Raw genomic sequence first — 22,897 nt, forward strand, 5'->3', positions numbered from 1 at the left:
TCATTGATTACCCGTCAAAATAAATTTGACAGACCACTAGACAAATCAGAATTTTGAAACTTTCTCGTTTCAAGTTAAACAGGACTTGCAGTAATGCAACTACGGTCGGGCAGACCGAAAGTTAACGCTTGGGGAGAGTCCCACCTCTGGGTTAGACAACGCAAGGAATCTAGTTTAAGTGGTCTCGTCGAACCAAGAATCCCCGCGTCTTGAGACCGGGGAGTGTCAAAATTTGACATTGGGGAACTTCCGCTTCCTAGTGAGAAAGTTCCCTGTTCTCTAGCAACTGACTAATGACTAATATAATGTGGCGACAAGATGAAATTATTGAACTGGAAATTACTGATTTAAGCGACACTGGGGATGGTGTGGGACGCTTTGAACAGAGGGTGGTTTTTGTTCCTGATACTGTTCTGGGCGATCGCCTACTTGTCAAACTATTCAATGTTAAGCCAAAATATGCCTATGGTCAGGTGCAGGAATTATTGCAAGCCTCGCCTCAACGGGTGCGTCCCAGTTGTATTGTCGCTGATAAATGTGGTGGTTGTCAGTGGCAACATATCAATTATGACTACCAATTAATCGCCAAACACAATCAAGTAACTCAAGCCTTAGAAAGAATTGGCGGTTTTGTGAATCCACAGATAGATCCAGTCCTGGTAACTGCTGCATCCTTTGGCTATCGCAACAAAGTCACCTATCCTATCGGTAGGTCAGCCACAGGTCATGTCCAAGCTGGATATTATCACAAAGGTACTCATAAATTAATCAACTTGAATCAATGCCCCGTCCAAGACCAGCGATTAAATCCCCTATTAGCTGAAGTAAAATTGGATATTGAAAAGCAAGGTTGGTCAATTTATGACGAAACCCGGCATAAAGGCTTAATTCGCCACTTGGGTTTACGCATTGGTCGTCGCACAGGAGAAATGCTCCTAACTTTGGTCGTCAAAGATTGGAATTTACCAGGAATTGAAACCCAAGCACAGCAATGGTTACAGCGTTATCCTGAGTTAGTTGGTGTGTCACTTAACCGCAATAGCGATCGCACAAATGCTATATTTGGATCAGAAACCCGTTGTCTAGCTGGAACCCCCCACCTCCAAGAAAAATTCGCCGGACTAGATTTTCAAATCGGCCCAGATACATTTTTCCAAGTGTACACAGAAACAGCCGAAGCACTCCTAGCAGTAATTCAGTCAGAACTGAACCTACAAGGAGATGAAATCCTCATTGATGCCTATTGTGGTATAGGAACATTAACTTTACCCCTAGCCAAACAAGCACGGCACGTCACAGGGTTAGAATTGCAATCAACAGCAGTACAACAAGCGACTATCAATGCCAAAGAAAATGGAATCAATAATGTCACATTCCAAGTAGGCGCAGTAGAAAAGATTCTCCAGAATTTGGAAATTATCCCAGATGTCGTCTTACTTGATCCGCCCCGCAAAGGATGTGAAGCTAACGTTATTAAAACATTAAGAAACCTGAAACCATCTCGAATTGTTTACGTCAGTTGTAAAGTAGCCACCCTCGCCCGTGACCTCAAGTTACTTTGCGAAGATGGGCTATATAAACTCACAAGAGTGCAACCTGCCGACTTTTTTCCTCAAACTGCCCATGTAGAAGCAGCCGCTTTTCTAGTCCTGTCGGAAAATGATCAGAATAGTTAATTCTTTCCAAAAATAAAAATCAGAAATTTGTACTCTAGTGGATACTCATAATGGTAAAATGGAATTACATAAAAATAGAAACTCATTTTGTTTTAAAGAAATCGAAGCTGTATAGAATCTGAAGGAAGAGATTAAATTGTGTTAAATACAAACTAGCAGCTAATCAGAGCGTCCTGCCCATTCTGTTTAAAAATAGCAATTCTTATTCATCTAGCAAATGAACGGATTGACTTTAGCAAGTTGTACATCAACAATATGAATTCTCATTCCCAGTTATCGGCCAAGAGCATTTTTATAAATTTAGTTTTACAGACTCAAGTTTGAAGGCAGCATGACTACCTAATTTTTATCAGAATGCCTGAAAAAGCTTTCCTGATGTCTAGCTAAATAAAAGCTACGGGGTTTCTCTTGTGATTACCATTTCTCTTCGTCCAGTTGGGCGTTATTGGGGGACAATTAGTTTTGCCTCCACCCTCTATCTTTGTCCAATCCTAGATTTACTCTTGAACGATATTCCCGTAAAATTACAATCGGAACTACGACTAGGACTCCAGGAAGCCCTAGTCAACGCGGCTAAACATGGGAACAATCTTGATCCCGGCAAATTAGTCGTAGTTCGGTTCTCATTAATAGATAATCAGTATTGGTGGATTATCTCAGATCAGGGCAGCGGTTTCACACCCTCCCTCGAAGATCATAGTGATCCCGATGACTATTTACCACCAGACGAAGCAGAAAGTGGGCGGGGTATGTCCTTACTGTATCAGATTTTTGATCAAGTGAAATGGAATGGCAAAGGGACAGAACTTACCCTTTGTAAGCAAGTAGAAAGCCGTCGGTTACTATCTTTGCGAAGATAAGAGGGAACAGGGAACAGGGAACAGGGAACAGGGAACAGGGAGCAGGTGAGAGCTATTTCTTTATTACCTCGCGCTGATGTCCATGCGTGGGGCAAGGAGGGGCGGAAATTGACTTATCTAGCCAGCCTACAGCCTGTTCTAGCCTAGCCTGTGCTTCTTGGGGTTCATTTTTGACCAAAAACACCATTGCGGCGGCTGCCTGTTCACTAGCGCGAGCATTGCGGTTAGACTTGAGCCGATGCCAATCATCGGGAGAGATACTCAACCGTTCCATGAGTGCCTGTGCTAGTTCTAGAGTGCTGATTTCATTTAGTTGATTAGTTTGTGACATAAGACTAAGTGCCGAGTTAAGAGTAAAAGTTATGATTTAATCATCATAGCTAATGAACAATCACCAATGACTAATTTAGAGGAAAATCCCCAGCCAGATTTTGCACAGGAATTGGTAGAAGTAGAAACTTCACTACGGTTATTAAAAGATAGATATGCTCAAGTGCAAAAAGATCAACAACAAAAGGCACAATGGCAACAAGAATTAAAAAATTTAAAGGAAAATAGAAAGCAGACTCCAGAAATTAAAGCCGAGTTAAATCGCCTTCAAAAACAATTAGAAGTATTAGAAATCAACTTAGAAAGCCAGTTGTTTTCTTGGGTAAGTCTGAAAAGACCTTTTTGGCAAGCTACTCGTTTTGGCGGTTTAGGTGTTATTATAGGTTGGTTATTAAAATCTTGGGTTGGTTGATTTAAAAGATCCCCGACTTCTTTAAGATCCCCGACTTCTCAAAGATCCCCGACTTCTTTGAGAAGTCGGGGATCTGAAATTCTTTAAAAAATACAAATTGTAGAAAATGCTAAATCCTCGTATTGCAGAAATATTAAGAAGTGGTAAACCAGAACAAACTTTAGTAGTCCAAGGTTGGGTAAGAACAAAGCGCGAATTAAAAGGATTTGCATTTTTGGAAGTTAATGATGGTTCATCTTTGGGTAATTTACAAATTGTCATTAATCAAGATTTACCAGACTATCAAGGAATATTAAAACAGATCAATACAGGTGGTTCTATAGAAGTATCAGGAGTCCTAGTAGCTTCTCAGGGTAAAGGACAAAGAATAGAATTAAAAGCAGATACAGTGAAAGTATACGGAGATGCTGATCCTGATACTTATCCTCTGCAAAAGAAACGCCATTCCTTTGAGTTTCTCCGAACCATAGCCCATTTACGTCCGCGAACTAACTCCTTTGGTGCAGTATTTCGAGTCAGAAATGCTTGCGCGACTGCTATTCACCAATTTTTTCAACAACGGGGGTTTTTATGGGTACATACTCCCATTATTACCGCGAGTGATTGTGAAGGTGCGGGTGAATTATTTAGTGTGACTAATTTCAATTTAAAGAATGTTCCTAAAACAGAAAACCAAGAAATTGATTATAGCCAAGACTTCTTTAGTAAACCTGCATATTTAACAGTCAGTGGCCAATTAGAAGCCGAAATTATGGCAATGGCTTTTACTAATGTCTATACTTTTGGTCCCACATTCCGGGCTGAAAATTCTAATACTTCTCGACACTTAGCCGAATTTTGGATGGTTGAACCAGAAATGGCTTTTTGTGATTTAGAAGGTGATATGGATTTGGCTGAAGAGTTTCTCAAACACATTTTTAAATATGTGATGGAAACCTGTCCTGAAGACATGGAATTTTTTAATGAACGGATTGATAATACTGTTTTAGAAACTGCCAATAATATTATTAACAATCAGTTTGAACGATTGACTTATACAGAAGCAGTCAAACTTTTAGAAAAAGCTGATGTTAAGTTTGATTACCCTGTGAGTTGGGGTGCGGATTTACAATCAGAACATGAACGCTATTTAGCTGAACAATTGTTCAAAAAGCCTGTTATTGTTACAGATTATCCTGCCCAAATTAAAGCCTTTTATATGCGGTTGAGTGACGATGAAAAAACCGTCCGCGCTATGGATATTCTCGCACCGAAAATAGGCGAAATTATTGGTGGTTCACAACGGGAAGAAAGACTTGATGTTTTAGAAAAACGGGTATTAGCACAGGGTATGAAACCAGAGGATTTGTGGTGGTATTTAGATTTACGTCGTTATGGTACTGTTCCCCACGCTGGTTTCGGTTTGGGGTTTGAAAGATTGGTGCAATTTATGACGGGTATGGGAAATATTCGGGATGTCATTCCGTTTCCTCGCACACCACAAAGTGCGGAGTTTTAATTAGGGTTTGCTGAAAAAGTTGTCTGTGAGGGCTAGGAGTCAGGAGTCAGGAGTCAGGAGTCAGGAGGAAGAATTAGAAGGAGCAAAGAATAGGACATCAAATCTTCAGGCATCTATTGACATTTCCCGACAATAGGTTCATAATATTACATATGTATACGAGAGTTTTGTAGTTAATTTAAAGTCAATAAATATTTTGAGTAACTGTAATGGTTCCGAATAGACTTGAATGGCTACAAAGAAAATAAACCTTTCCTTAGAAAACTTGGTAGTTCTAGAGAAAATTTGGGTATTGAACTCGTTGATAGACGATCAAGAGCCTTAGAATTATGTTCTAAGGCAATGTGGGATACCACCTTCACTAACTCAGTTGGTGATGTTATACTGGATATTCACGATATCTCAGATGTCGGCGAATGTCTCGGTTAAAAGTATCAGATAAGAAACGTCTCTTCTATCCTCCTGGATTATAAATTATCCAAGGTTTTAATTGGCGATCGCACCATTTACCCGCAACTAACTCTGTCACTAAAGGTGTGATCATAAATTTCGCAGGAAACCCCCCCAATACATCCACTCGCACACAAGAATAAGGCTGTTTACTCTCAAAACCACTCCCACTCCGTCCCACATACAACAGCGAATCAGCAACCTTGCGAATGGAAAGATCCCCATTATTATTGAAGGTTTCCAGCAATTCTCTTCCTTCTTGACGTTGACGACGAAGACGACGACCACTACCACCGGCAATAATATAATTAATATAAGAATCTGCGTGTCCCGTATTCACAGTTTGCAAATGCTCAAAACAATGAGCGTGTCCGCTGAATATTATATCTACTATTGGGCGTTTTTGAGTTATATTACCTAAACTTTTTGCCACCTCATCAAAAACATCCCGTAACCGATGACGAACCGCTAAAGTTTGCCTTTGATTCCATTTACTACCTTCTGTCACATAAGGTGGATGATGGAAAAATATTACCCGTCCTCTAACTGCGTCATTCTGCCAAGATGAAATTAATCTCTCTTTTAACCAATTCAATTGTTCAAAATCAACATTAGTATTAGTATGAGACTCTAATTGCTTTTCAATATCAATTTTTACCTCATTAATTTGGTCTAATTTTGCCCCCAGTTCAGCCAATAATTCCGCGTCATCAGACTTTTCAGGATTGAGTTTGTCACATTCCGTCAAAATCCGTAACTCTTCTTGGTCAATTTCCTGACGACGTTGCCCTAATTCCCGACGGAAATCATCCCCAGCTTGGTTATGAGGTAAAGGATCTGGAGTATTGAAAGTATTAGAATCTAAGGCAAAAAAGTCAATACCACCGTAACAAAAATTATAATACCGATTGGGTAAACGAGTAAAATTCCCCGGTTGATAACGCAAACATTTACCAGTACCAGTTTGAGCGTTGTAATGCTGTTTTAAATATCCTTCTAAGTCACTTGGAGAAACTGCCGCCAAATAATCTAAAAATGCTCTAGCATAAGCATCACCTTGATTTGAACCATGCCAACCAATCTCAATATCTTTATAACGCAACATCCGCCGCAAAGGCAAAGTTGGACCAGTTAACAACCGATAGAGTAAAGGCACATCATAGTAATCATGATTCCCCAGCACTGGTAAAATCGGCAACTTAAATACCATCTGATCATAAGCAATATTTTGAGGCTGATGACCACCAACCAAAAATTCCCGATAAGGTTCAATAAAATTAGCTGGGTAATATTCACGAGAACCCACCATATAAATCACATCACCAGTGTGCAGCACAAACCGGCAATCATTACCATGATTTACCATCATTTTGGCAACTTCCCGTTGGGGATGGTGTCTAGAATAGGACTTAGTGCCAGTATCACCCATCACCATAAACGAAAAATCTGGACTTTCTGAGTTGCCATCATCTATCACCATGCAGGTTTGGTCAATTCCCTGCTGTAAAATACTCGAATGCTGCCAGCGCACCCGTTGTTTCATCTTTTGAATTTTGACAGAAATCGGTGGTTCAGAAATCAATTTCATAGGAAATAATATTGTCAGAAATGGCTAACGCCACGCTACGCTATCAGGATATCCAGGATTTAAGGATTAACAGGATTACGGCTTAAATTAGTCCACGCAGGTGGACTTTGTTTGTGTAGAAGTAACTTCTAGTACAACACGGCGTAAATAAAACAACCATTCTCAATCGCCAAAAAGCCTATACTGTCTGTATTTTGACTTTTGACTTTTGACTTTTGATTTCCGCCCTGCGGTACTAGTCGCCTAATATTGATAAACTAGCGAAAACCTGTTTCACCAATTGCTGAGTTTTATTTTCTAACTGTTGCCAATCCACATCCCCATATTCATCAATTAAGCTAGTATCAATATTAACTGCTGTATTTTCTGGACTATAATTCAGAAAACATAATTGATAACACAAATCCCACAAATCTAGATTGACTTGTTCCCCATGACGTTGTAAAAGCAAGTGATATCCTGGATGGGGCATAGGTAAACTCGCCAGAGTTTTTCTAATTTCCTCCGCTTGTATGGGTGTTGCGGTTTCTATTTCTTGTACCAACTGAGTTACCAAGGCTTTGGTTTCATCAGGGGTATTAGCAGGCCAAGTTAATACATCTTGATAAGTACCTTGCCAATCAGATATATCCAACTGCTTGCGAAGATTATCAATCACACGAATGAACGCAGGTTGCATCAAGATTTCAGCTTGTTGCCATGAGGTAGAATTAGTTATCTTAGGTGGCATAGCTAGTCAATAGGGATACTGATATAGAAGGAGTCAGGAGTCACCGATTCAGGAGTTAAGAGTTAAGAGTCTCTTACCATAAGGCTTTTACTATAGATTCTGTATCTCATTTAAGTACATACCGCTGTAGTAAAACTAGTAGTTCGTCAAATTTATTTTGACGGGTAATGAGCGGAAAAAACTTCTGTTCTTCCCTCCCCTGCCCCCGGTGCCTCTCTTCTCCCCCTGCTTGCCTTCACCCGTCATTTTCGGGTTGACAGACTACTAGCAATTTGGTTCAATAAAAAAACTATACTTGATAGCGATCGCCAAGGCATACTCAAAACGGTTAGGAAATGGACTTTTGTAGTAGTAGGGGTAAAGCAAAGGCTCATTGGTGTCAACTTAGGTTACAGATGGCTTATTTGTTTGGCTTCCACACCCGCCAGGGAATAAATTCCCTGTCTCATAGCTCAAGTCCGTTAAAACGGACTAATGAATTTTCCTAGTATTTAGTCATCTTTTAGATGACTTTCGCTATTAGCAAGGAACTTGAGTTCCTTGCGGGATGAAGATTTTGCGTTAAGTTGACACCATTAAGCTTTTGCTTTACCCTCCTGGTTGAAACAAGGAAACTCTTCTTCTTCCCTCCTGACTCGGTGACTCGGTGACTCGGTGACTCGGTGACTCCTAATACAATTTAAATCTTTTCTCAAGATACCTGATTTCAGAAAGAGAAATTTGGAGATATTGACTACTAGCGGGAAAATTAAGCTGTAAAGCTGGAGAGGGAAATTATGATAGGCAAATTACTAGATCATCGCTACCAAGTCATTCGCGTCTTGGCGACAGGGGGATTTGGTCAAACCTATATTGCCCAAGATACCAGACGGCCAGGCAATCCCATCTGCGTGGTTAAACACCTGAAACCAGCTAATTCTGACCCTAACATCTTTGTTACTGCTAAACGCCTGTTTAATAGCGAAGCAGAAACGTTAGAAAAATTGAGTAACCATGACCAAATACCCAGACTTCTTGCCTATTTTGACGAAAATAAGGAATTCTTTTTAGTCCAAGAATTTATTGACGGTCATACTCTCAATGAAGAACTTATCCCCGGACAGCCTTGGAGTGAAGCCCAAGTCATGCAAATGCTGCTGGAAATCTTGAGTATTTTAGAGTTTGTTCACCAGGAAGGTGTGATTCACCGCGACATTAAGCCAGATAATATTATTCGCCGTGCGGCTGATTATAAATTAGTTTTAGTAGATTTTGGTGCAGTTAAACAATTGCGATCGCCCTTGGTGGTGGTCGGCGGACAGCAAACAGCTACAGTAGCCATTGGCACGCCTGGGTATATGCCTACAGAACAGGGACAAGGTAAACCCCGTCCTAATAGTGATATTTACGCTTTAGGGATTATCGCCATTCAGGCATTAACGGGAGTCCCAGCTAGTCAATTACAAGAAGATCCAGATACAGGGGAAATTAACTGGCAACATTTAATTCCTGTGAATCCTGGTCTAGTCGCAATTTTAACGAAAATGGTGCGTTACCATTTCAAAGAACGTTATCAAACAGCAACGGAAGCTTTACAAGCTTGTCAAGAGTTGGTAAATATCACCCCCGAACTTGCCCAACCTTCCGTATCTCCTCAAATTATTTATCAATCTCCGCAAAATCTAGCTTCAAGATTTACACAGAAAACAATGGCGGTTTCGCCCGCTAATCATGTTCCTGTTCAACCTGCACCTCAACAATATATTCCCCAAGAATCTAATAAACCAGATCCTTTACCTTTATTAATTGGCATATTATTAGTTGGTAGTGTAGCCGCTTTATTTACAAATGTATATCCCAATTTTAAGAATTTAACTGGTAATCCAACAGGAGAAAAAACCAAATTAACAAATAACTGTATGGCTGTAGTTGCGGCTAATTCTAATATCCGTTCTGAACCTAGTGCCATCAATTCTGATAATATTTTGAAAACCTTGGGTGCAGCCAGTGAATTTGAGGTGACAGGTAAACGCACAAACCGAGGTTGGGTAGAAATTAAACTGTCATCTGGACGTTTAGCATGGGCGCATTCTGATATTATTGCTAATAATGAAACATGGATTTCTTGCCGTCGAGATAAAGGTTTGGCTATGCAAACTGTAGATGATAGTTCTTTAATTGCATCTCGTCCAGTTCCCCAAGTTTCAGCAACATCTGCTGTAGTACCTTCTCCAGTAAAACCATCCCCACCAGCCATTGAAGATAAGACAAAAACGGTGGCAAAAGCTCGACAAAAGTTTGAATCAGGAGATTTACAAGGAGCAATTTCTCTGTTAAAATCAACTTCAGGAAATGCTGTTTCTAGCATTAAAGAAACCGTTGATACTGTTAATCAATGGCAGAGTGATTGGGCAAAAGCTGAAGCGTTAGCTAAAGATATTAATAAAGCTATTGATAATGGTCAATGGGATGAAGTTTTAGCTTATCGAGATCATCCAGAAAAGCTCCCGAATATTAAATACTGGCGTGATAAATTAGAACCAATGTTTAAACAAGCTGCTGATAATGTTGCTAAACAAGCATTACCCCAGGAAAATAAACCAACTCCTTCCGCAACACCAAAAGATGGGGTTTAAAACACTAGATTATTTAGTAATTTTCTAAGTAATCGAAGCTTGTTTAATTTTACAACTTGTGTCCAGCAAACTTTGATAAACTGGAAAAATTGAGAGTGATCATTGATTGCGATCGCTCTATTAATCAATGTGATGATTTATAAAGATAAATTATATTCTTTTAATCAATTAACCCATCAAGAATTTCAGGTTTTGATTAAGTAAAAATATAGTCCGGCCATCAATGGAAAGCTGATGATACCACAGTAAAAGCTGAAGCGATTTGGAGGACGTAAATAGCTAATACTTTCTAATATATAGCCAGGAAGTTCAGCTAGGGGGGTTTCCATTGACATATCGGTGTGACTACCAATAAAGAATTTGAGTGGTAGTACAAGAATTAGGTTAAAGATAAAGCGAACAATAGATGTTATGGCTGTCGTAAGAGTATAGCCTATACCATCGCTGGGAGTGAGTTCAAATTGGCTATTATAGTTAGTGTAATTATCACCAATTCCAATCCCTCCTAGTGCTAGTCTGGACATAACAGAAGCAATGGCAAAAAAGATATAAGCTATGATTGGGATGATTAGTATGACTACACCTACACATATCATCAAGATAAGATAACAGAAAATCCAGATAATATATGCTAACCAGCCAAACCAAGATATGAAGCCTAGAATAATGTCTTTAAGCTGGGAAATTTTCATAAATTGAATCCTTTCCTTTAACAGATATTGCTGGTAATGTTAGGCTGATAAACTTTTAATTTCGATTAGGTTTCAAGTAAGAATTCAGGAGTCAGGAATCAGAAGTCATAATGCTTATTAAATCAAGAATAGCGAGAAGCAAGATTTTATCAAAATCATCAAAGTTGACTAAAAAGCCTTTACTCTCCTCAACCGTAGGTCTGCATAGCGTCCTCTGTATTCTCTATCCTGAATACTTACGGTTTCAACTCCTATTTTCCTGTCAACTCTCTAACTCGCTTTTGAATCAAGCTGTGTTTTTCTACCCCTTCAAAAGCATAGCGATTGTAACCATTGCGAGTAATTAAATCTTCCAAATAGCGAACCCGTTCTTGAGAAGATGGGTGAGTTGAAGCATAACTTTGACTACTAGAACCATAGCGTTCCTGTAGAGTTTGCATAAAGCCACGCAAACCATCAGCAGCATAACCATAACTAGCTATAGCGCGAGAACCAATAATATCAGATTGGCGTTCATTACCACGACTATAATCTCTACTTACCAAAGTAGTAAAAAAGTTTCCAAAGGGAATAACTGCCTTTAAATTAGCTAGTAAGCTGTCGTTGGCAATACGTTGATAGCCATGAGAAAGAACCGCATGGCCAACTTCATGACCAATTAAACCTGCTAATTCCGCTTCAGAGTTGGTATTAAGAATAGACCCAGTGTTGATAAATACTTTACCTCCTGGTAAAGCAAAAGCATTGAGGGAATCATCTTGGACGACATAAAACTCATAATTAAATTCACTTCGTCCCATCAACTTAGCAATATCCTGACCAATGGTATTGATATAACTTTGAACTATTTCATCTTCTACCAAGGGTAATTTTTGTTTATATCCATTAGCAAATTGCGCTCCCATTGCTGATTCACCTTTCAGCATCAATTGGGCAAGTTGTACAGATTGAAAAGCACTAGATTTAAAATCTCCTGTCAAGAAGCCACCAAGACCACCCAAAATTGTTGTAGTAATAATTTGATTATTCAGATCACCACGAAACCGCCCAAAATTTTTGTCAGCAATATTTACAAATTCCGCCTTTTCTGAATGCTTGGAATTAACAATAGCAAACTGACGAGCAGCAATAGAAGCTTCTAACCACTGTTCATCAGCTTCTAAAGTTTTAATTCTTGCCTTAGCCACATCTGGATTATAGGGAAATAAACTAGAGGCTCTTTCTAAAACTTCTCGTGCTTCTTTTGGCTTATTATATGTTTCCAATGCTTGCGCGAGTAAGATATGACCAGGTACAAATTCAGGATTTTTTTCGCTTAACAATTGTAGTGATACAAATATTTTACTTTTTAACCCCTGCTGCAAACCTGCTTGTGCATTGCGCCAACTCACTTTACCTCCAGGTGACAATTGTTCTGGATCTGTTATAGGTTCTAGGAAATTGCTATTTTTGCTATCTTTCGCAAAAGGTTTTTTAACTTGACGATAAAGTTTTTCTGATTCTGTTCTTTTTCCCTGTTGGTAGAGTCTATCAGCTTTAACTAAAGTTTCAAATTCTTTCTGGGAGTATTGGCTAGATTTGTTAGTATTGGCACTGATCAGATAATCTTTGAAATCATTTTCAGGAAGTTCATCTAAATTATCTTCAACTACCCTCAAATTATACTTACCTTGGTTTTGAGGTTGATAGCTATTGACAACTACACGATAAGTATTTTGTTTGGGTAAGGTAACATGAAGAAATGAATTAGAACTATCTTCTCCCTGGTCGTCATTTTCAGCCAATTTGTTACCTTCGGCATCAAGCAGCATCACATAGGTGTCAAAATCTTGACTTTCTAAGTAAATTTTGATTGATTGATTTTTAGAACCAGAAAACTTGTATTGATCATACAAACTGCCATCATCAGTAATTACTGAATCACCTGATTTGAGGTTTCCTTGTTTTTGTAGTAATGTGGCTACAATCTGTGATTTAGATTTAGTGAAATTTGTAGTATCTTCAAGTTTATTCCCTACATTTTCACCTTGAAATAGTTTGTGATGTTGAAAGATTGGTGACTTATGGATGTTTTGTGATTTAGTTGTGGGAGTAGCTGCTACCGATGGCGATATGGATAGGATTAGGTTGGGTAGTAGTAAGCTGGTGCTGGTGAATAGAATACAGCCGAATAGAGTAAGAAGGGAATTGCGTAAGAGTTTCATAATTATTGATTACTCCTGATGTTTTAGCGAAAATAGTTAATATTTATTAGCTCACTAGTTTTATTTACATATACTGCAAATAAAATGATCACACTCATCAACCTTGTAAGAATAGCCCTAACATTATTTCTGGTTTAATAACTGGGCAACTCGATTAATTGCCTTGTTGCGAACTCCCGGAGCCTAGATCCCGTGTATTCTCGTAGCTATTCTCAATCGGATTTGTATTTTTCGAGGTGACCAACTGAAACTTTAGCTTTTAGTATACTTTATGCCACCATGCTACATATTGAAGATAAGGCTTCCAAACTTCAAATTCCTTTGGATTAGGCTCTCCAAAAAATTCAGTACCTTGAATCGTAACAGCAAATCCCACACCTATGCCTAAAGATGCTAAGTTGTGTACTATTGCATCTTGTCGATAAGCTTTTGCTTCTTTATATTTCCCATCACGTCTTGAACGAATATCATTACCTTGTAGATACTTTGTCCATTCAATATTTATTAGCTGAAAAAGAGGATCATAAGAAAAACCACGCCCTCTCAGATAAGCAACAGCGTCATTTTCTGTTTGAAAGGTTCTATCGAAAACACGAGCAGGGCGAGGATCAACAAGGAGAATTTCATAGGGATTACTTCGATTATTGTCCTCATTTATTTCAGGGATGAGATTGTCTTTATCTAATTGAGCAATAATAGATGCATCTCCAAATAAATCCCAACTCTGGTTAAATTCAAGCTTTACGGGAATTGAAACTTCCTGACCAGGTTTGAGAGAAACGATTGGAACAGATTTTAGCTCTTCAATTTTGGAAGTACGGACAACCCCATTTATAAAATCTTTCTGGAGTTGTATCGAGAGGTTGGATGAAGGAGCTTCTGAATTACCTTGATTCCTTACTGTCACAGTTACAACAGCAGTAAGATTGACTGCCCATCCATTCTCATCCTTACTTCGGACAGCCTTAGCCCAATCCGGCCGCCGTAAGTTATTTGGCCAACCAACAATTCCAGGAATAATATTTTCCCATTTTGTGATAGCAATAGCAAGGTCGGGAGCAAGGTCAGGAGAACCACCAGAACAAGATATTACATACCACCATCTGGTATTTACATTGTCATTTCCAATTAACTTCACCCCTACATACTCTGCACTAGCTGGTAAATCAAAACTTCTAGTTCCCGGACCAGATTGAGGACCTATTGGCGGAGGAATTAGTTTACCATCAAAATATAATTCTATTATGTCGGGAATTTCAAAAAATTCAAATTTTAGGTTGACTTTTCTATTTGCACCTTTAGCAACTTGAAATAGATCAGTTCTAATTTCACTACCTCCACTTACACGCTGTTCTTCACACTGTACAGGAGGTCTACAATTTACCTCTTGTAACATTGGGTTTTTGGTACTAATATTACTTTTGATTGCTCCAGAACCAAAGGATATTGCCCAACCAACAGATTTAGTAATTGGGGAATTACTGGTGGTTAATTTGTTTCCCCATTGACCTAGATTATCTGATATACCATTGAGTGATGAACTCACCGCAGCTTGACAAGCTGATTCTGAAGTTTTAGCTAATAAATTAGCGTCCTTATTATTTGGATTATTTCCTATATTCTTGTTCATCTTACTTCTTTCTTGGCTAACAAATATATTTTTATCAATAAATTCATTTTGGGAGATTTGCACTGTTTCTACTGTTTGACCTTGGGGAGATTTGATTACAGCTTGTCCTGCGGAAAAATTAGCTGTTGTCCCGTCTGATAAAGTTATTTTAGATAAAGAATTATTAGCAAAGGTAATTTTAAATTTATTGAGTACAGATTTTATTTTTTCTGGATTAACGATTAAACTATCTGTGCTAGTTAAACTGCTAAAATCAATAGCTGATACTTTCTTATATTCAACTTCAAATAGCTGAAAGCTCCTAGAACCTGGAACATTAAAAGTATATAACTGTTCTGCTCCTGTAGATGGGGATACTAAAAGAATTTCCTGTTTACCTGAACTATAAGGTATTTGACTACTGATGCGGAAATCTTTAGGTAAAGCATTTTGTAGATATAAGTTAGTTTCTGCTGGTCTAATAATGGGAGGTATGGCAAGTTGTGATGGTAGTTTATGCTGAAAATCATCCTCTTGTTTTGTGGGTAAATCTTGATTTATTGTCAAAATTTTATTACTACTAATATCAGTTACATTGCTATTTGAAATAGCAGCTTCAACTCGACCATCATTAAAATTGATGTAACAAGCTGCGGAGTTGGAATTTAGCAAAATACAGAGAGAAATAGGGATAATTTTTTTAAGCCAATTTTCTCCTAAGATAGCTATAAAGCTGATGAGAGTAATGAGAAATAAACGCCACTTACGCATGATTTGTATTTGGGGATGATTTTGTGACTAAAGTGATTAAACTGTCATTGTCGTTTATATTGCTGAATCTTAAAATTACACTTTTGATAAATCCTAAATACCATAATCTATATTTTCACAAATTACACCCTTTGTACTAATTGCTTCAAACTTCCTTGTTTTCAGATTAGCACGCCAAGCTTTTTGAATTTGCCTAAAATATTCAGCGTCTTGAATTTTAGCAACTGCAATTATTGAAGAATCACGAATACCGTTACGCAGACAGAGATGATGTCCACCAATTAAAGTGTAGGATTTGTTCATTTTAGGAACATTGAATACATCCAAAACTAACCTTCTGTCTCTATCTACAAACATTTCAAACCACAACATTTCCTGAGTTCCCTTTTTAACACGACTGATTCCATATACGCTGAGTTTTGGATATTCAACATCATCAGCTACCCAACCACCAAAATATTGAATACCCTTGGGGTGGTCAAGGTAGGCTGGAAGGGTGTAAGGAAGACGGGGACCAAGGTAGCGGAGTCCAATATAACTCCGATTATTGTCCTTTTTTGAATTGACTCGATTAGTATTTTTTTGAGCGTAAACTGGTAGTAAATTAACACCAAATAGGATTAAAAACACGCTCAAATTTAATAGTATTTTGCTTTTCATGTACTTATTTCCTCTATGATCATTATATTTACAGGTTGATTTCAGTTCCTATGTTTATCAGATTCTTCAAAAAACGAAAAAGTTTTATTGGATTTTAAACATCGCTGCATTTCTTTACTATTTGTATTTCCGCCACCTCTGTCAATTTCAATGCTAGAAAGTGCCATAAAATCACCATAATGAATTGCATCTGATGTTAGTTGCATTAAATAAAAAGGATCTTTTGACAAACCTTTTCTTGTAACAGATTCCAGTTTATAAAAACTTAGGTATTTGGGGTCACGAATGACAGAAGAAACTGTTCTACCATAGCGACTCATACCTTCATAACAAATACGATTTCCTTTGATAGCAATTTGAATACCAATCGAGCCACGAAAATAAAATCCGGGTTTTAGTGGTTGGGAATAAGCAGGATCAAAAAGCCGACAAACAATTAAATTTCCCTCTTTTAACGGGTTAGATTCACTATGTCTAATAACTTGATTATTGTTTTCTGTCTTGATAAATTTACCACTTCTATAGTAACGGTCTTGTTGAATTTGTAGTGAATTCATATCATTACAGTTGACGATAACTTCACTTTCTAGTAATTTTCGTTTTGCGAGATTTTTCTCAGACTCTATATACTCTCCTACAAAATCTGCTGGTGTAATTAATCTAAGGTATTTATATTTGCTATTTCCTAATTTTGTAACTGTTCCTAAATCAACATAGGAAAATATAGCTTGGGAATTAAATTTACTTTCATTGACGAAATCTGCTCGTGCAAAAGGACTAGCGTTAGCTACATTTATAGAAGTATCAAGGGTAAAACCTGTCATTAGACATTGTAATAAAAGTGATGTTTTTATCATTAGCTTATTCATGATTTAATAGTTTATGGATGTGATTTTTAAAGTAACCAAGGATTAATATTTACCAACAGAATGTTTGTCCCCACTTTAATGATGTATCTTGATTTGGGTCTATTATTACAGTGTCAAATGCTTTAAATTTACCGTCTCGCATTAATCCAAAAGCGATACTACAACTTGGAGCGAATGTACTTGTGAAAACAACTGCACCAATTGAACTACATTTAGAGATGATATCTTGGCTAATATTTTTCATGAATTGTTTTGAGTTTTCAACCTTTTTGATACCAGTTTCTACAGCACGACCTTTACGTTCAGGTCCAGTGAGATAAAAAACATATTCAATAGGTCGTCCTTGTGGAAAATCGGAATAATATTCGTTAAGATTCTTTGTATAAGCCTGGTAAATTAAGACATTAGGAATTTTTTGTAAACGACTTGTGGCATTAGCAACTGCCTTTTTACACTCTACATCTGTATCTTTTGCTTTTACGGTTGTTTGTAATACTAAGGGTAATATTGATGTAACTAATACAGTTGTTATTGTTAAATTGATAAACAAGTTTTTCATTTTTCTCCGTCCAATAAGTCGTTATTAGCTGTTATCTAAAGGCAACCTATGTATCCCCAATCGAGTTTTTTAGGTGCAACCTCCCAATCAATACATTTAAAAATGCCAATTGTGTTATTTCCTAATAATAGTCCGTAACTCTCAACATGATCAGTTCGGTATTCGTTAAATTCAACCATACTAATTGATGGACATTTATTAATAATGTCTGTGGCAATTGTAGTTAAGAATTTCTCAGAACTTAAGATAGATCCTGTTGCCGCACCAGTTAATCCAAATATATGGGAAAATGGACGATTTTTAGGATAGCTTCTGTAAGATTTAGAAATATCATATTTAATTGTCTTAACAATTTTGACTTTTCTGTTTTTCTGAATTTGGTTTTTAGCGGCTTGTAAAGCTGCATTACATTCAACAGAAAATTTTCTGTTTTGTGCTTGTGCTGATGATGAAAACAACAACATAATCTCGGCAATAATCAACCCAGTAGTAATGATTTGACGCACCTGCATATACTTATTATTTTATTTACTATTTGGATAGATGGAAAAGATTGTGAGAGCGATTGCGGTTATCTGTTATCAAAACAAAACATCGAAGTAAAAGACAGATGTTAGTAATATTGAAGTTCCGCATAATTTATTTAGTTATCTTTTAATTACAGAATGATTCTCCCCATTTGAGTTGTCGTCCAGATGAAACGTCTACATCTTGAAATTCATTGACTGTGCCATCAGGCATTAATCCAAAAATCCTTCCGCAGCCAGGAGATAAAACATTGCCAAAAGAAACTGAACTGACTGAATTACATTTGTTGATAATTTCTTGGCTAATAAATTTAAGAAATTGGGGTGAATTCTCAACCTTTTTAATACCGATTTCTATCATCCGTCCATTATGTTTTGATCCTGTTAAATAAAAGATATATTCAATAGGTCGCCCTTGTGGGAAGTCGGAATAATTCTCCTTATTATTCCTCGTCCAAACCTGCTCAACTAAGACATTAGGAACTTTCTGTAAACGATTTTTAGCATTAGCGATCACATTTCTACAATGTACCTCTGAATCCTGTGCTTTGACAGTTGTAGATAATGCCATTATATTTACTAAACCAAATACCAAAATTGCTGTTAATTGGCTAAATTTTCTTTGCATATTGTTAAACTCATTTACTTTTTAGTTAAGTAAACCTCTATTTATTAATCCCAAATCAATAGCACTAGATATCCGCAATAAGTTGATTTAACTCATTGATCATTTTTTTTGCATCCTCAGCTTCCCAAGGAAGATAAGAATAGAGAACTAATCCACCGCTCCCAGAGCCAACACCAATTGAAGTTCGGAATGCTCCAATGATAGTAGATGCTCCGAATAAAATAAGGAAAATTCCAATTGACCTAATAGCAGAAAGACCAATTAACAACAGTACAACGCCACCCAGAAGCGACATAAACTTCAACTCTGTTTTGGTTTTAACTCCTCCTATATTTCTTAAAGGATAGGTAACTGTGTCATTACCTGTAGGGATAAATAGGAAAACATTTGGCGCATTGACAATTAGCCTTTTATTAGTCAGCCAAAAATGCGATTTTAGGAAAAAAAGTAGTAGTGAATAACTGAATTCATATTCTTTCTGAACAGTCTCATCTTGCCCTAAAGCTGTATCTAGTTGCATTTTAAACTCCTTTAAATCTTAGAGCAATGAGGTATCACTTTTATCCATGCACATCATACTAAGTAATTTCTGATTTTTTCCAACTGTGCAGAAATACTCACAACTGTGTATAATACGGATGAACCGACAGAATACACACGATAAAATCATTACCCAGACAGTACCGTGAATATTGATAAGTTCCATACAGCACTTGATGAACTAACCCGCCAACAGCGACGAGTGTTAGATAAATTTTTATGTGGTGAAAAAGACCAACAAATTGCTGAATCTCTTAATATCAGTAGAACAACAGTTCGCAAACATATTGAATCTATATGTAAAGCTTTTGGGTTAAAAAATTTGGATGGAGAGCGTCTTTCTAAACGCACAGAACTGATCAGCTTATTTCATAAATACAAACCAGAATTAATTACCCAAAATATTCCCGTTACCACTCAACCAGAAACATCAAATCTACCAACCCTAATCAATGAATTTGTAGCTTATGATAGTGGATGGATAGGAAGAGATAATTTAATTACTAATCTCACTCAAAAATTACAAAGTAATTGTCGTTTACTTCTCTTAGTTGGACTAACAGGAATCGGTAAAACAGCATTAGCAGAACGGTTAAGTATTGATTTAAGTAGCAAATTTGATCATGATCCAGAAAAATTGTGTCGCAAAAATTTTGATGATAAAAATACACCTTCAGACTTTATAACTGTTGCAGTAAAATGGTTAGAAAATGCAGGAGAAAAGGTTTTACCAGAAGAAAAAAAACAACCACAGTCTTTACTCTTGCGGTTAGTTACATATTTTTGTGATCATCCAAATTTAGTCTTAATTGACTCTTTAGAATTGGTGCTAATGGGAGATGACAACACTGGATGGAGTGATTTTATTGATGAATGGTGGTGTCAATTTTTTGCTAGTTTATTATCAGCAGAAACTTGTCAAAGTCGTTTTATTATTACTTCTCAAGAATTACCCAACCAACTAGATCAAGCAGCATCACGTTATCCAAATTTCTCATATTTTCAGCGAGTTGATGGACTCTCAGAAATAGAACAATTTAATTTATTTAATAAAGTTGGTTTAGGTGACAATTTACCCTCTGTAGACATGAAATTGCTATTAAGAATAGGTAAAGCATACAAAGGACATCCTTTAGCATTAAGAACCATTGCGGGAGAAATTATTAATGATTTTGCTTCCCAAGTTTCCGCTTATTGGCAACAATATGGCCACGAAATTGAAGAAGTAGAAAAAGCCTTAGCAGAAGCTAGTCAAGGTATTATAGAATCAAAAGAAGATCAATGGAAATTAGATCGATATTCTATCGAGTTACGCAGAAAAGTCCAAAGTAGACTAGAGCAAACATTCAAAAGATTATCAGATCATGCCCATCACGCCTATATTTTACTTTGCACAGCTTCAGTATATCGTGTTCCAGTAAAAAGAAGTTGGTGGTTAAAACATTTAGAGTATAGAGGATATACAAATGAACAGCAAGAATTTGCACTACAAAATTTAAAAGATCGTTATTTAGCAGAAATTTCATTTGATCCAAATAATGAAATAATCCTGATAGGAATGCACAATTTAGTTAGAAGTGTTGCCATTAACCATCGTCAAAAATTATTTACACAAGAGTAATAACAAGAGTAATAAAATGGAAATTTCTTTACTACTAGGATCTATCGTACTGGAAAATATAGGCATTCAACCATCCAATCTTTTACAACAAGTTCCCCCACAACAATTAGATCATTATATTGCTGTCATTAACTACTTAACAGATTACCAAACTAATATTAATGCTAGTCATCGGCAAAAACTCGAAGGCTATCTACAAGCACTTTATCATCTTTGTGATGCTCAAGCATGGAAACCAGCTAGTGATATATTATCTATGAATTTAACGCCACCCAGTCAACAACAATTTCATCAACAATTAGGGATCTGGGGATGTTATTCAGAACTAATTCAATTATATAAAAATCTTCTGGGGAATTTAGAACCTGTAACAGAACTAGCTTATTTATGTGGTTTAGGCAATGTTTACTACAGTATTAGCAAATATTCTGAGTGTTTTCAATGTTATGAAAAAGGATTAGAAATAGCTATAGAACTAGATGATAAATATAACCAAGCGCAACTTTTAAATAATTTAGGTAACGTCTATTTAATGCAGAGCAATTATGATACTGCCATTGATTTTTATGAACAGGGTTTAACTATTGCCTATCAGCTTAAAAATTGTCATTTGCAAAACATTTTAAATACCAGATTAGGTTTAGCTTATATATATTTAGGACAATATCCTAAAGCTTTAAAATGTTATCAAAATGAATTAGTAAATGTGAGAGAAATAGGTGATCCTGAACAAGAATCTATAGTATTAACAAGTTTAGGACTGGTGTATATTTGTATGGAGGATTATGTCAAAGCATTATATTACAATAAACAAGGTTTAGAAGTTGCCCAAAAAATAGGTTATCGCACTCAAGAAGCATGGGGAACTTGTAATATTGGTAAAACTTTAATGCGAATGAATCAATATCAAGAAGCAGAACAACATTTACAATTAGCGTTAAGTATTTTTCGAGAAATGGAATGTCTTAGAGCAGAATCTGAGGTATTAGAAGCATTATCAGAATTATATCAAAACATGAATCTTGATCATTTATCGTCTCAGTGTTATGCACAAGCTTTAGCAATTACTCAAGCATTAGGAGTTACTATTATCAATCCCACCAGTACAAAACTAGCAGTTCCAAAAGTTTAAAATGAAATTTGTCTATAATAAAAATAAATGAGGTGAAATTATGCAATTTGTTTCAGATACAGAAGTGAATCAAGCTTTTGCCGCAGTTATTGATAAAGTACAACGTGAACCTGTGACTATACGTCAGCAAAATCGTGATGTTGCGGTTATTATGTCTATTGAAGATTATCAACGCATAACTCGGATTAATATTCAAGAATTTCAACAATGTAGAAAAAATATCGGACGTAAAGCTCAAGAACGTGGTTTAACTGAGGACAAGTTAAATAAGCTTTTAAGTGAAGATCAATAGTTTTATGCGTCTAGTTCTTGATACTAACGTTTTAGTTAGTGACCTTCTGTCTCCTAATTCTGTTTCGGCACAGGTTTTAAACTGGGGAGAAGACAATGGAATTGTTTTAAGTAGTGAGACAGAATTAATTACACAATGTCATTGCGTTAGCGCAGCGTGGCGTTAGCCATAGGGAACGAAGTGAAATCAAGCAATCGCCAGGGTTGTGATTGCTTCCCTTTGCTCGCAATGACTGTAAATATTTTTGTCCAATTACTTATATTCTACCGCTACTTTAACAGAACTTTTGTCTGTTCTGAGGCGATCGAAATTTGCTAAATATATTGATTCTGATGACATTGATGGGTTATCTGTCCGTATTAAAACTGCATGGTTTCCTGTAAAAGTTTTGAAACAGGTCAAATTATGTCGAGATGCTAAGGATGATAAATTTATCGAATTGGCTTTAAATGGTGATGCTTCACATCTCATTACTGGAGATGCTGATTTGCTGATCTTACATCCAATTCAAAATATTCCTGTTATCAATCCACGTACTTTTTGGGATGAAATAACGAGATTAAATGAATTTTAGAAGGCTCTGTCTGCCTCCTATTAAAGCAGAGGCAGAGCCTCTATGATGGCATTCCCAGTC

23 protein-coding genes are annotated in these 22,897 nt (G+C 36.8%); 11 read left to right on the forward strand and 12 right to left on the reverse strand.

Annotation, left to right across the window (positions count from 1 at the left end):
* The first annotated feature begins 293 nt into the window (after positions 1 to 293).
* Both rlmD and FJR37_RS04390 read left to right on the forward strand, forming a co-directional pair.
* Positions 294 to 1,676, forward strand: coding sequence for a 23S rRNA (uracil(1939)-C(5))-methyltransferase RlmD (gene rlmD / locus FJR37_RS04385; RefSeq protein WP_039204526.1), 1,383 nt, complete (start codon positions 294 to 296; stop codon positions 1,674 to 1,676).
* A 410-nt stretch (positions 1,677 to 2,086) separates the two neighbouring features.
* A complete protein-coding gene (locus tag FJR37_RS04390) occupies positions 2,087 to 2,536 on the forward strand; it encodes an anti-sigma regulatory factor (RefSeq protein WP_039204524.1) in 450 nt (149 codons plus the stop codon).
* A 52-nt stretch (positions 2,537 to 2,588) separates the two neighbouring features.
* Here the strand turns inward: FJR37_RS04390 and FJR37_RS04395 are convergent, their stop codons facing one another.
* Positions 2,589 to 2,867, reverse strand: coding sequence for a DUF6439 family protein (locus tag FJR37_RS04395; protein ID WP_039204523.1), 279 nt, complete (start codon positions 2,865 to 2,867; stop codon positions 2,589 to 2,591).
* Between the two features lie 66 nt (positions 2,868 to 2,933).
* Between FJR37_RS04395 and FJR37_RS04400 the strand changes: the two genes are divergently transcribed.
* The 3 genes from FJR37_RS04400 to FJR37_RS04410 all read left to right on the forward strand — a co-directional run bounded on the left by FJR37_RS04400 (position 2,934) and on the right by FJR37_RS04410 (position 5,205).
* Positions 2,934 to 3,278 (forward strand): hypothetical protein, encoded by a 345-nt coding sequence (locus FJR37_RS04400; RefSeq protein ID WP_039204521.1) that lies wholly within the window; start codon positions 2,934 to 2,936, stop codon positions 3,276 to 3,278.
* Positions 3,279 to 3,384: 106 nt separating this feature from the next.
* Positions 3,385 to 4,776 carry an asparagine--tRNA ligase gene (gene asnS, locus FJR37_RS04405; protein ID WP_168465402.1) on the forward strand — a complete coding sequence of 464 codons (1,392 nt, stop codon included), beginning with the start codon at positions 3,385 to 3,387 and terminating at the stop codon, positions 4,774 to 4,776.
* A 225-nt stretch (positions 4,777 to 5,001) separates the two neighbouring features.
* A complete protein-coding gene (locus FJR37_RS04410) occupies positions 5,002 to 5,205 on the forward strand; it encodes a hypothetical protein (RefSeq protein ID WP_168465403.1) in 204 nt (67 codons plus the stop codon).
* Between the two features lie 25 nt (positions 5,206 to 5,230).
* Here FJR37_RS04410 and FJR37_RS04415 read toward each other — a convergent pair whose 3' ends face one another.
* Positions 5,231 to 6,814 carry a metallophosphoesterase gene (locus FJR37_RS04415; protein ID WP_168465404.1) on the reverse strand — a complete coding sequence of 528 codons (1,584 nt, stop codon included), beginning with the start codon at positions 6,812 to 6,814 and terminating at the stop codon, positions 5,231 to 5,233.
* A gap of 235 nt (positions 6,815 to 7,049) precedes the next feature.
* Positions 7,050 to 7,544, reverse strand: coding sequence for a hypothetical protein (locus tag FJR37_RS04420; RefSeq protein WP_168465405.1), 495 nt, complete (start codon positions 7,542 to 7,544; stop codon positions 7,050 to 7,052).
* A 776-nt stretch (positions 7,545 to 8,320) separates the two neighbouring features.
* On the opposite strand from FJR37_RS04420, the gene FJR37_RS04425 reads away from it, so the two are divergent.
* Positions 8,321 to 10,159 (forward strand): serine/threonine protein kinase, encoded by a 1,839-nt coding sequence (locus FJR37_RS04425; RefSeq protein ID WP_168465406.1) that lies wholly within the window; start codon positions 8,321 to 8,323, stop codon positions 10,157 to 10,159.
* Between the two features lie 185 nt (positions 10,160 to 10,344).
* Here the strand turns inward: FJR37_RS04425 and FJR37_RS04430 are convergent, their stop codons facing one another.
* The 9 genes from FJR37_RS04430 to FJR37_RS04470 form a co-directional block, all read right to left on the reverse strand.
* On the reverse strand, positions 10,345 to 10,851 hold the full coding sequence (locus tag FJR37_RS04430) for a hypothetical protein (protein WP_168465407.1): 507 nt from the start codon (positions 10,849 to 10,851) through the stop codon (positions 10,345 to 10,347).
* 251 nt (positions 10,852 to 11,102) lie between these two features.
* Positions 11,103 to 13,055, reverse strand: a complete 1,953-nt coding sequence (locus FJR37_RS04435) for a M48 family metalloprotease (RefSeq protein WP_168465408.1) — start codon at positions 13,053 to 13,055, stop codon at positions 11,103 to 11,105.
* A 259-nt stretch (positions 13,056 to 13,314) separates the two neighbouring features.
* A complete protein-coding gene (locus FJR37_RS04440) occupies positions 13,315 to 15,435 on the reverse strand; it encodes a CARDB domain-containing protein (protein ID WP_168465409.1) in 2,121 nt (706 codons plus the stop codon).
* Between the two features lie 93 nt (positions 15,436 to 15,528).
* On the reverse strand, positions 15,529 to 16,095 hold the full coding sequence (locus FJR37_RS26820) for a hypothetical protein (RefSeq protein WP_254434510.1): 567 nt from the start codon (positions 16,093 to 16,095) through the stop codon (positions 15,529 to 15,531).
* 41 nt (positions 16,096 to 16,136) lie between these two features.
* Positions 16,137 to 16,964, reverse strand: a complete 828-nt coding sequence (locus FJR37_RS04450) for a hypothetical protein (RefSeq protein WP_168465410.1) — start codon at positions 16,962 to 16,964, stop codon at positions 16,137 to 16,139.
* 49 nt (positions 16,965 to 17,013) lie between these two features.
* On the reverse strand, positions 17,014 to 17,523 hold the full coding sequence (locus FJR37_RS04455) for a hypothetical protein (RefSeq protein WP_168465411.1): 510 nt from the start codon (positions 17,521 to 17,523) through the stop codon (positions 17,014 to 17,016).
* 35 nt (positions 17,524 to 17,558) lie between these two features.
* Entirely contained in the window at positions 17,559 to 18,035 is a 477-nt protein-coding gene (locus tag FJR37_RS04460; protein WP_168465412.1) for a hypothetical protein, read from the reverse strand.
* A 142-nt stretch (positions 18,036 to 18,177) separates the two neighbouring features.
* On the reverse strand, positions 18,178 to 18,678 hold the full coding sequence (locus FJR37_RS04465; protein ID WP_039200818.1) for a hypothetical protein: 501 nt from the start codon (positions 18,676 to 18,678) through the stop codon (positions 18,178 to 18,180).
* A 64-nt stretch (positions 18,679 to 18,742) separates the two neighbouring features.
* On the reverse strand, positions 18,743 to 19,198 hold the full coding sequence (locus tag FJR37_RS04470) for a hypothetical protein (protein WP_039200819.1): 456 nt from the start codon (positions 19,196 to 19,198) through the stop codon (positions 18,743 to 18,745).
* A gap of 165 nt (positions 19,199 to 19,363) precedes the next feature.
* Here FJR37_RS04470 and FJR37_RS04475 point away from each other — a divergent pair, with 165 nt between their 5' ends.
* The 5 genes from FJR37_RS04475 (at position 19,364) to FJR37_RS04495 (ending at position 22,837) form a co-directional block, all read left to right on the forward strand.
* A complete protein-coding gene (locus FJR37_RS04475; RefSeq protein WP_168465413.1) occupies positions 19,364 to 20,839 on the forward strand; it encodes a helix-turn-helix transcriptional regulator in 1,476 nt (491 codons plus the stop codon).
* A gap of 16 nt (positions 20,840 to 20,855) precedes the next feature.
* Positions 20,856 to 21,971 (forward strand): tetratricopeptide repeat protein, encoded by a 1,116-nt coding sequence (locus tag FJR37_RS04480; protein ID WP_235335028.1) that lies wholly within the window; start codon positions 20,856 to 20,858, stop codon positions 21,969 to 21,971.
* A gap of 40 nt (positions 21,972 to 22,011) precedes the next feature.
* Entirely contained in the window at positions 22,012 to 22,263 is a 252-nt protein-coding gene (locus FJR37_RS04485) for a type II toxin-antitoxin system Phd/YefM family antitoxin (protein ID WP_039200821.1), read from the forward strand.
* Between the two features lie 4 nt (positions 22,264 to 22,267).
* Positions 22,268 to 22,429 carry a hypothetical protein gene (locus tag FJR37_RS04490; protein WP_174763385.1) on the forward strand — a complete coding sequence of 54 codons (162 nt, stop codon included), beginning with the start codon at positions 22,268 to 22,270 and terminating at the stop codon, positions 22,427 to 22,429.
* 78 nt (positions 22,430 to 22,507) lie between these two features.
* Positions 22,508 to 22,837, forward strand: coding sequence for a putative toxin-antitoxin system toxin component, PIN family (locus FJR37_RS04495; RefSeq protein WP_217355185.1), 330 nt, complete (start codon positions 22,508 to 22,510; stop codon positions 22,835 to 22,837).
* The last annotated feature ends 60 nt before the right edge of the window (positions 22,838 to 22,897 follow it).

This window comes from Aphanizomenon sp. UHCC 0183 (assembly GCF_009712065.1).
GTDB lineage: Bacteria > Cyanobacteriota > Cyanobacteriia > Cyanobacteriales > Nostocaceae > Dolichospermum > Dolichospermum heterosporum.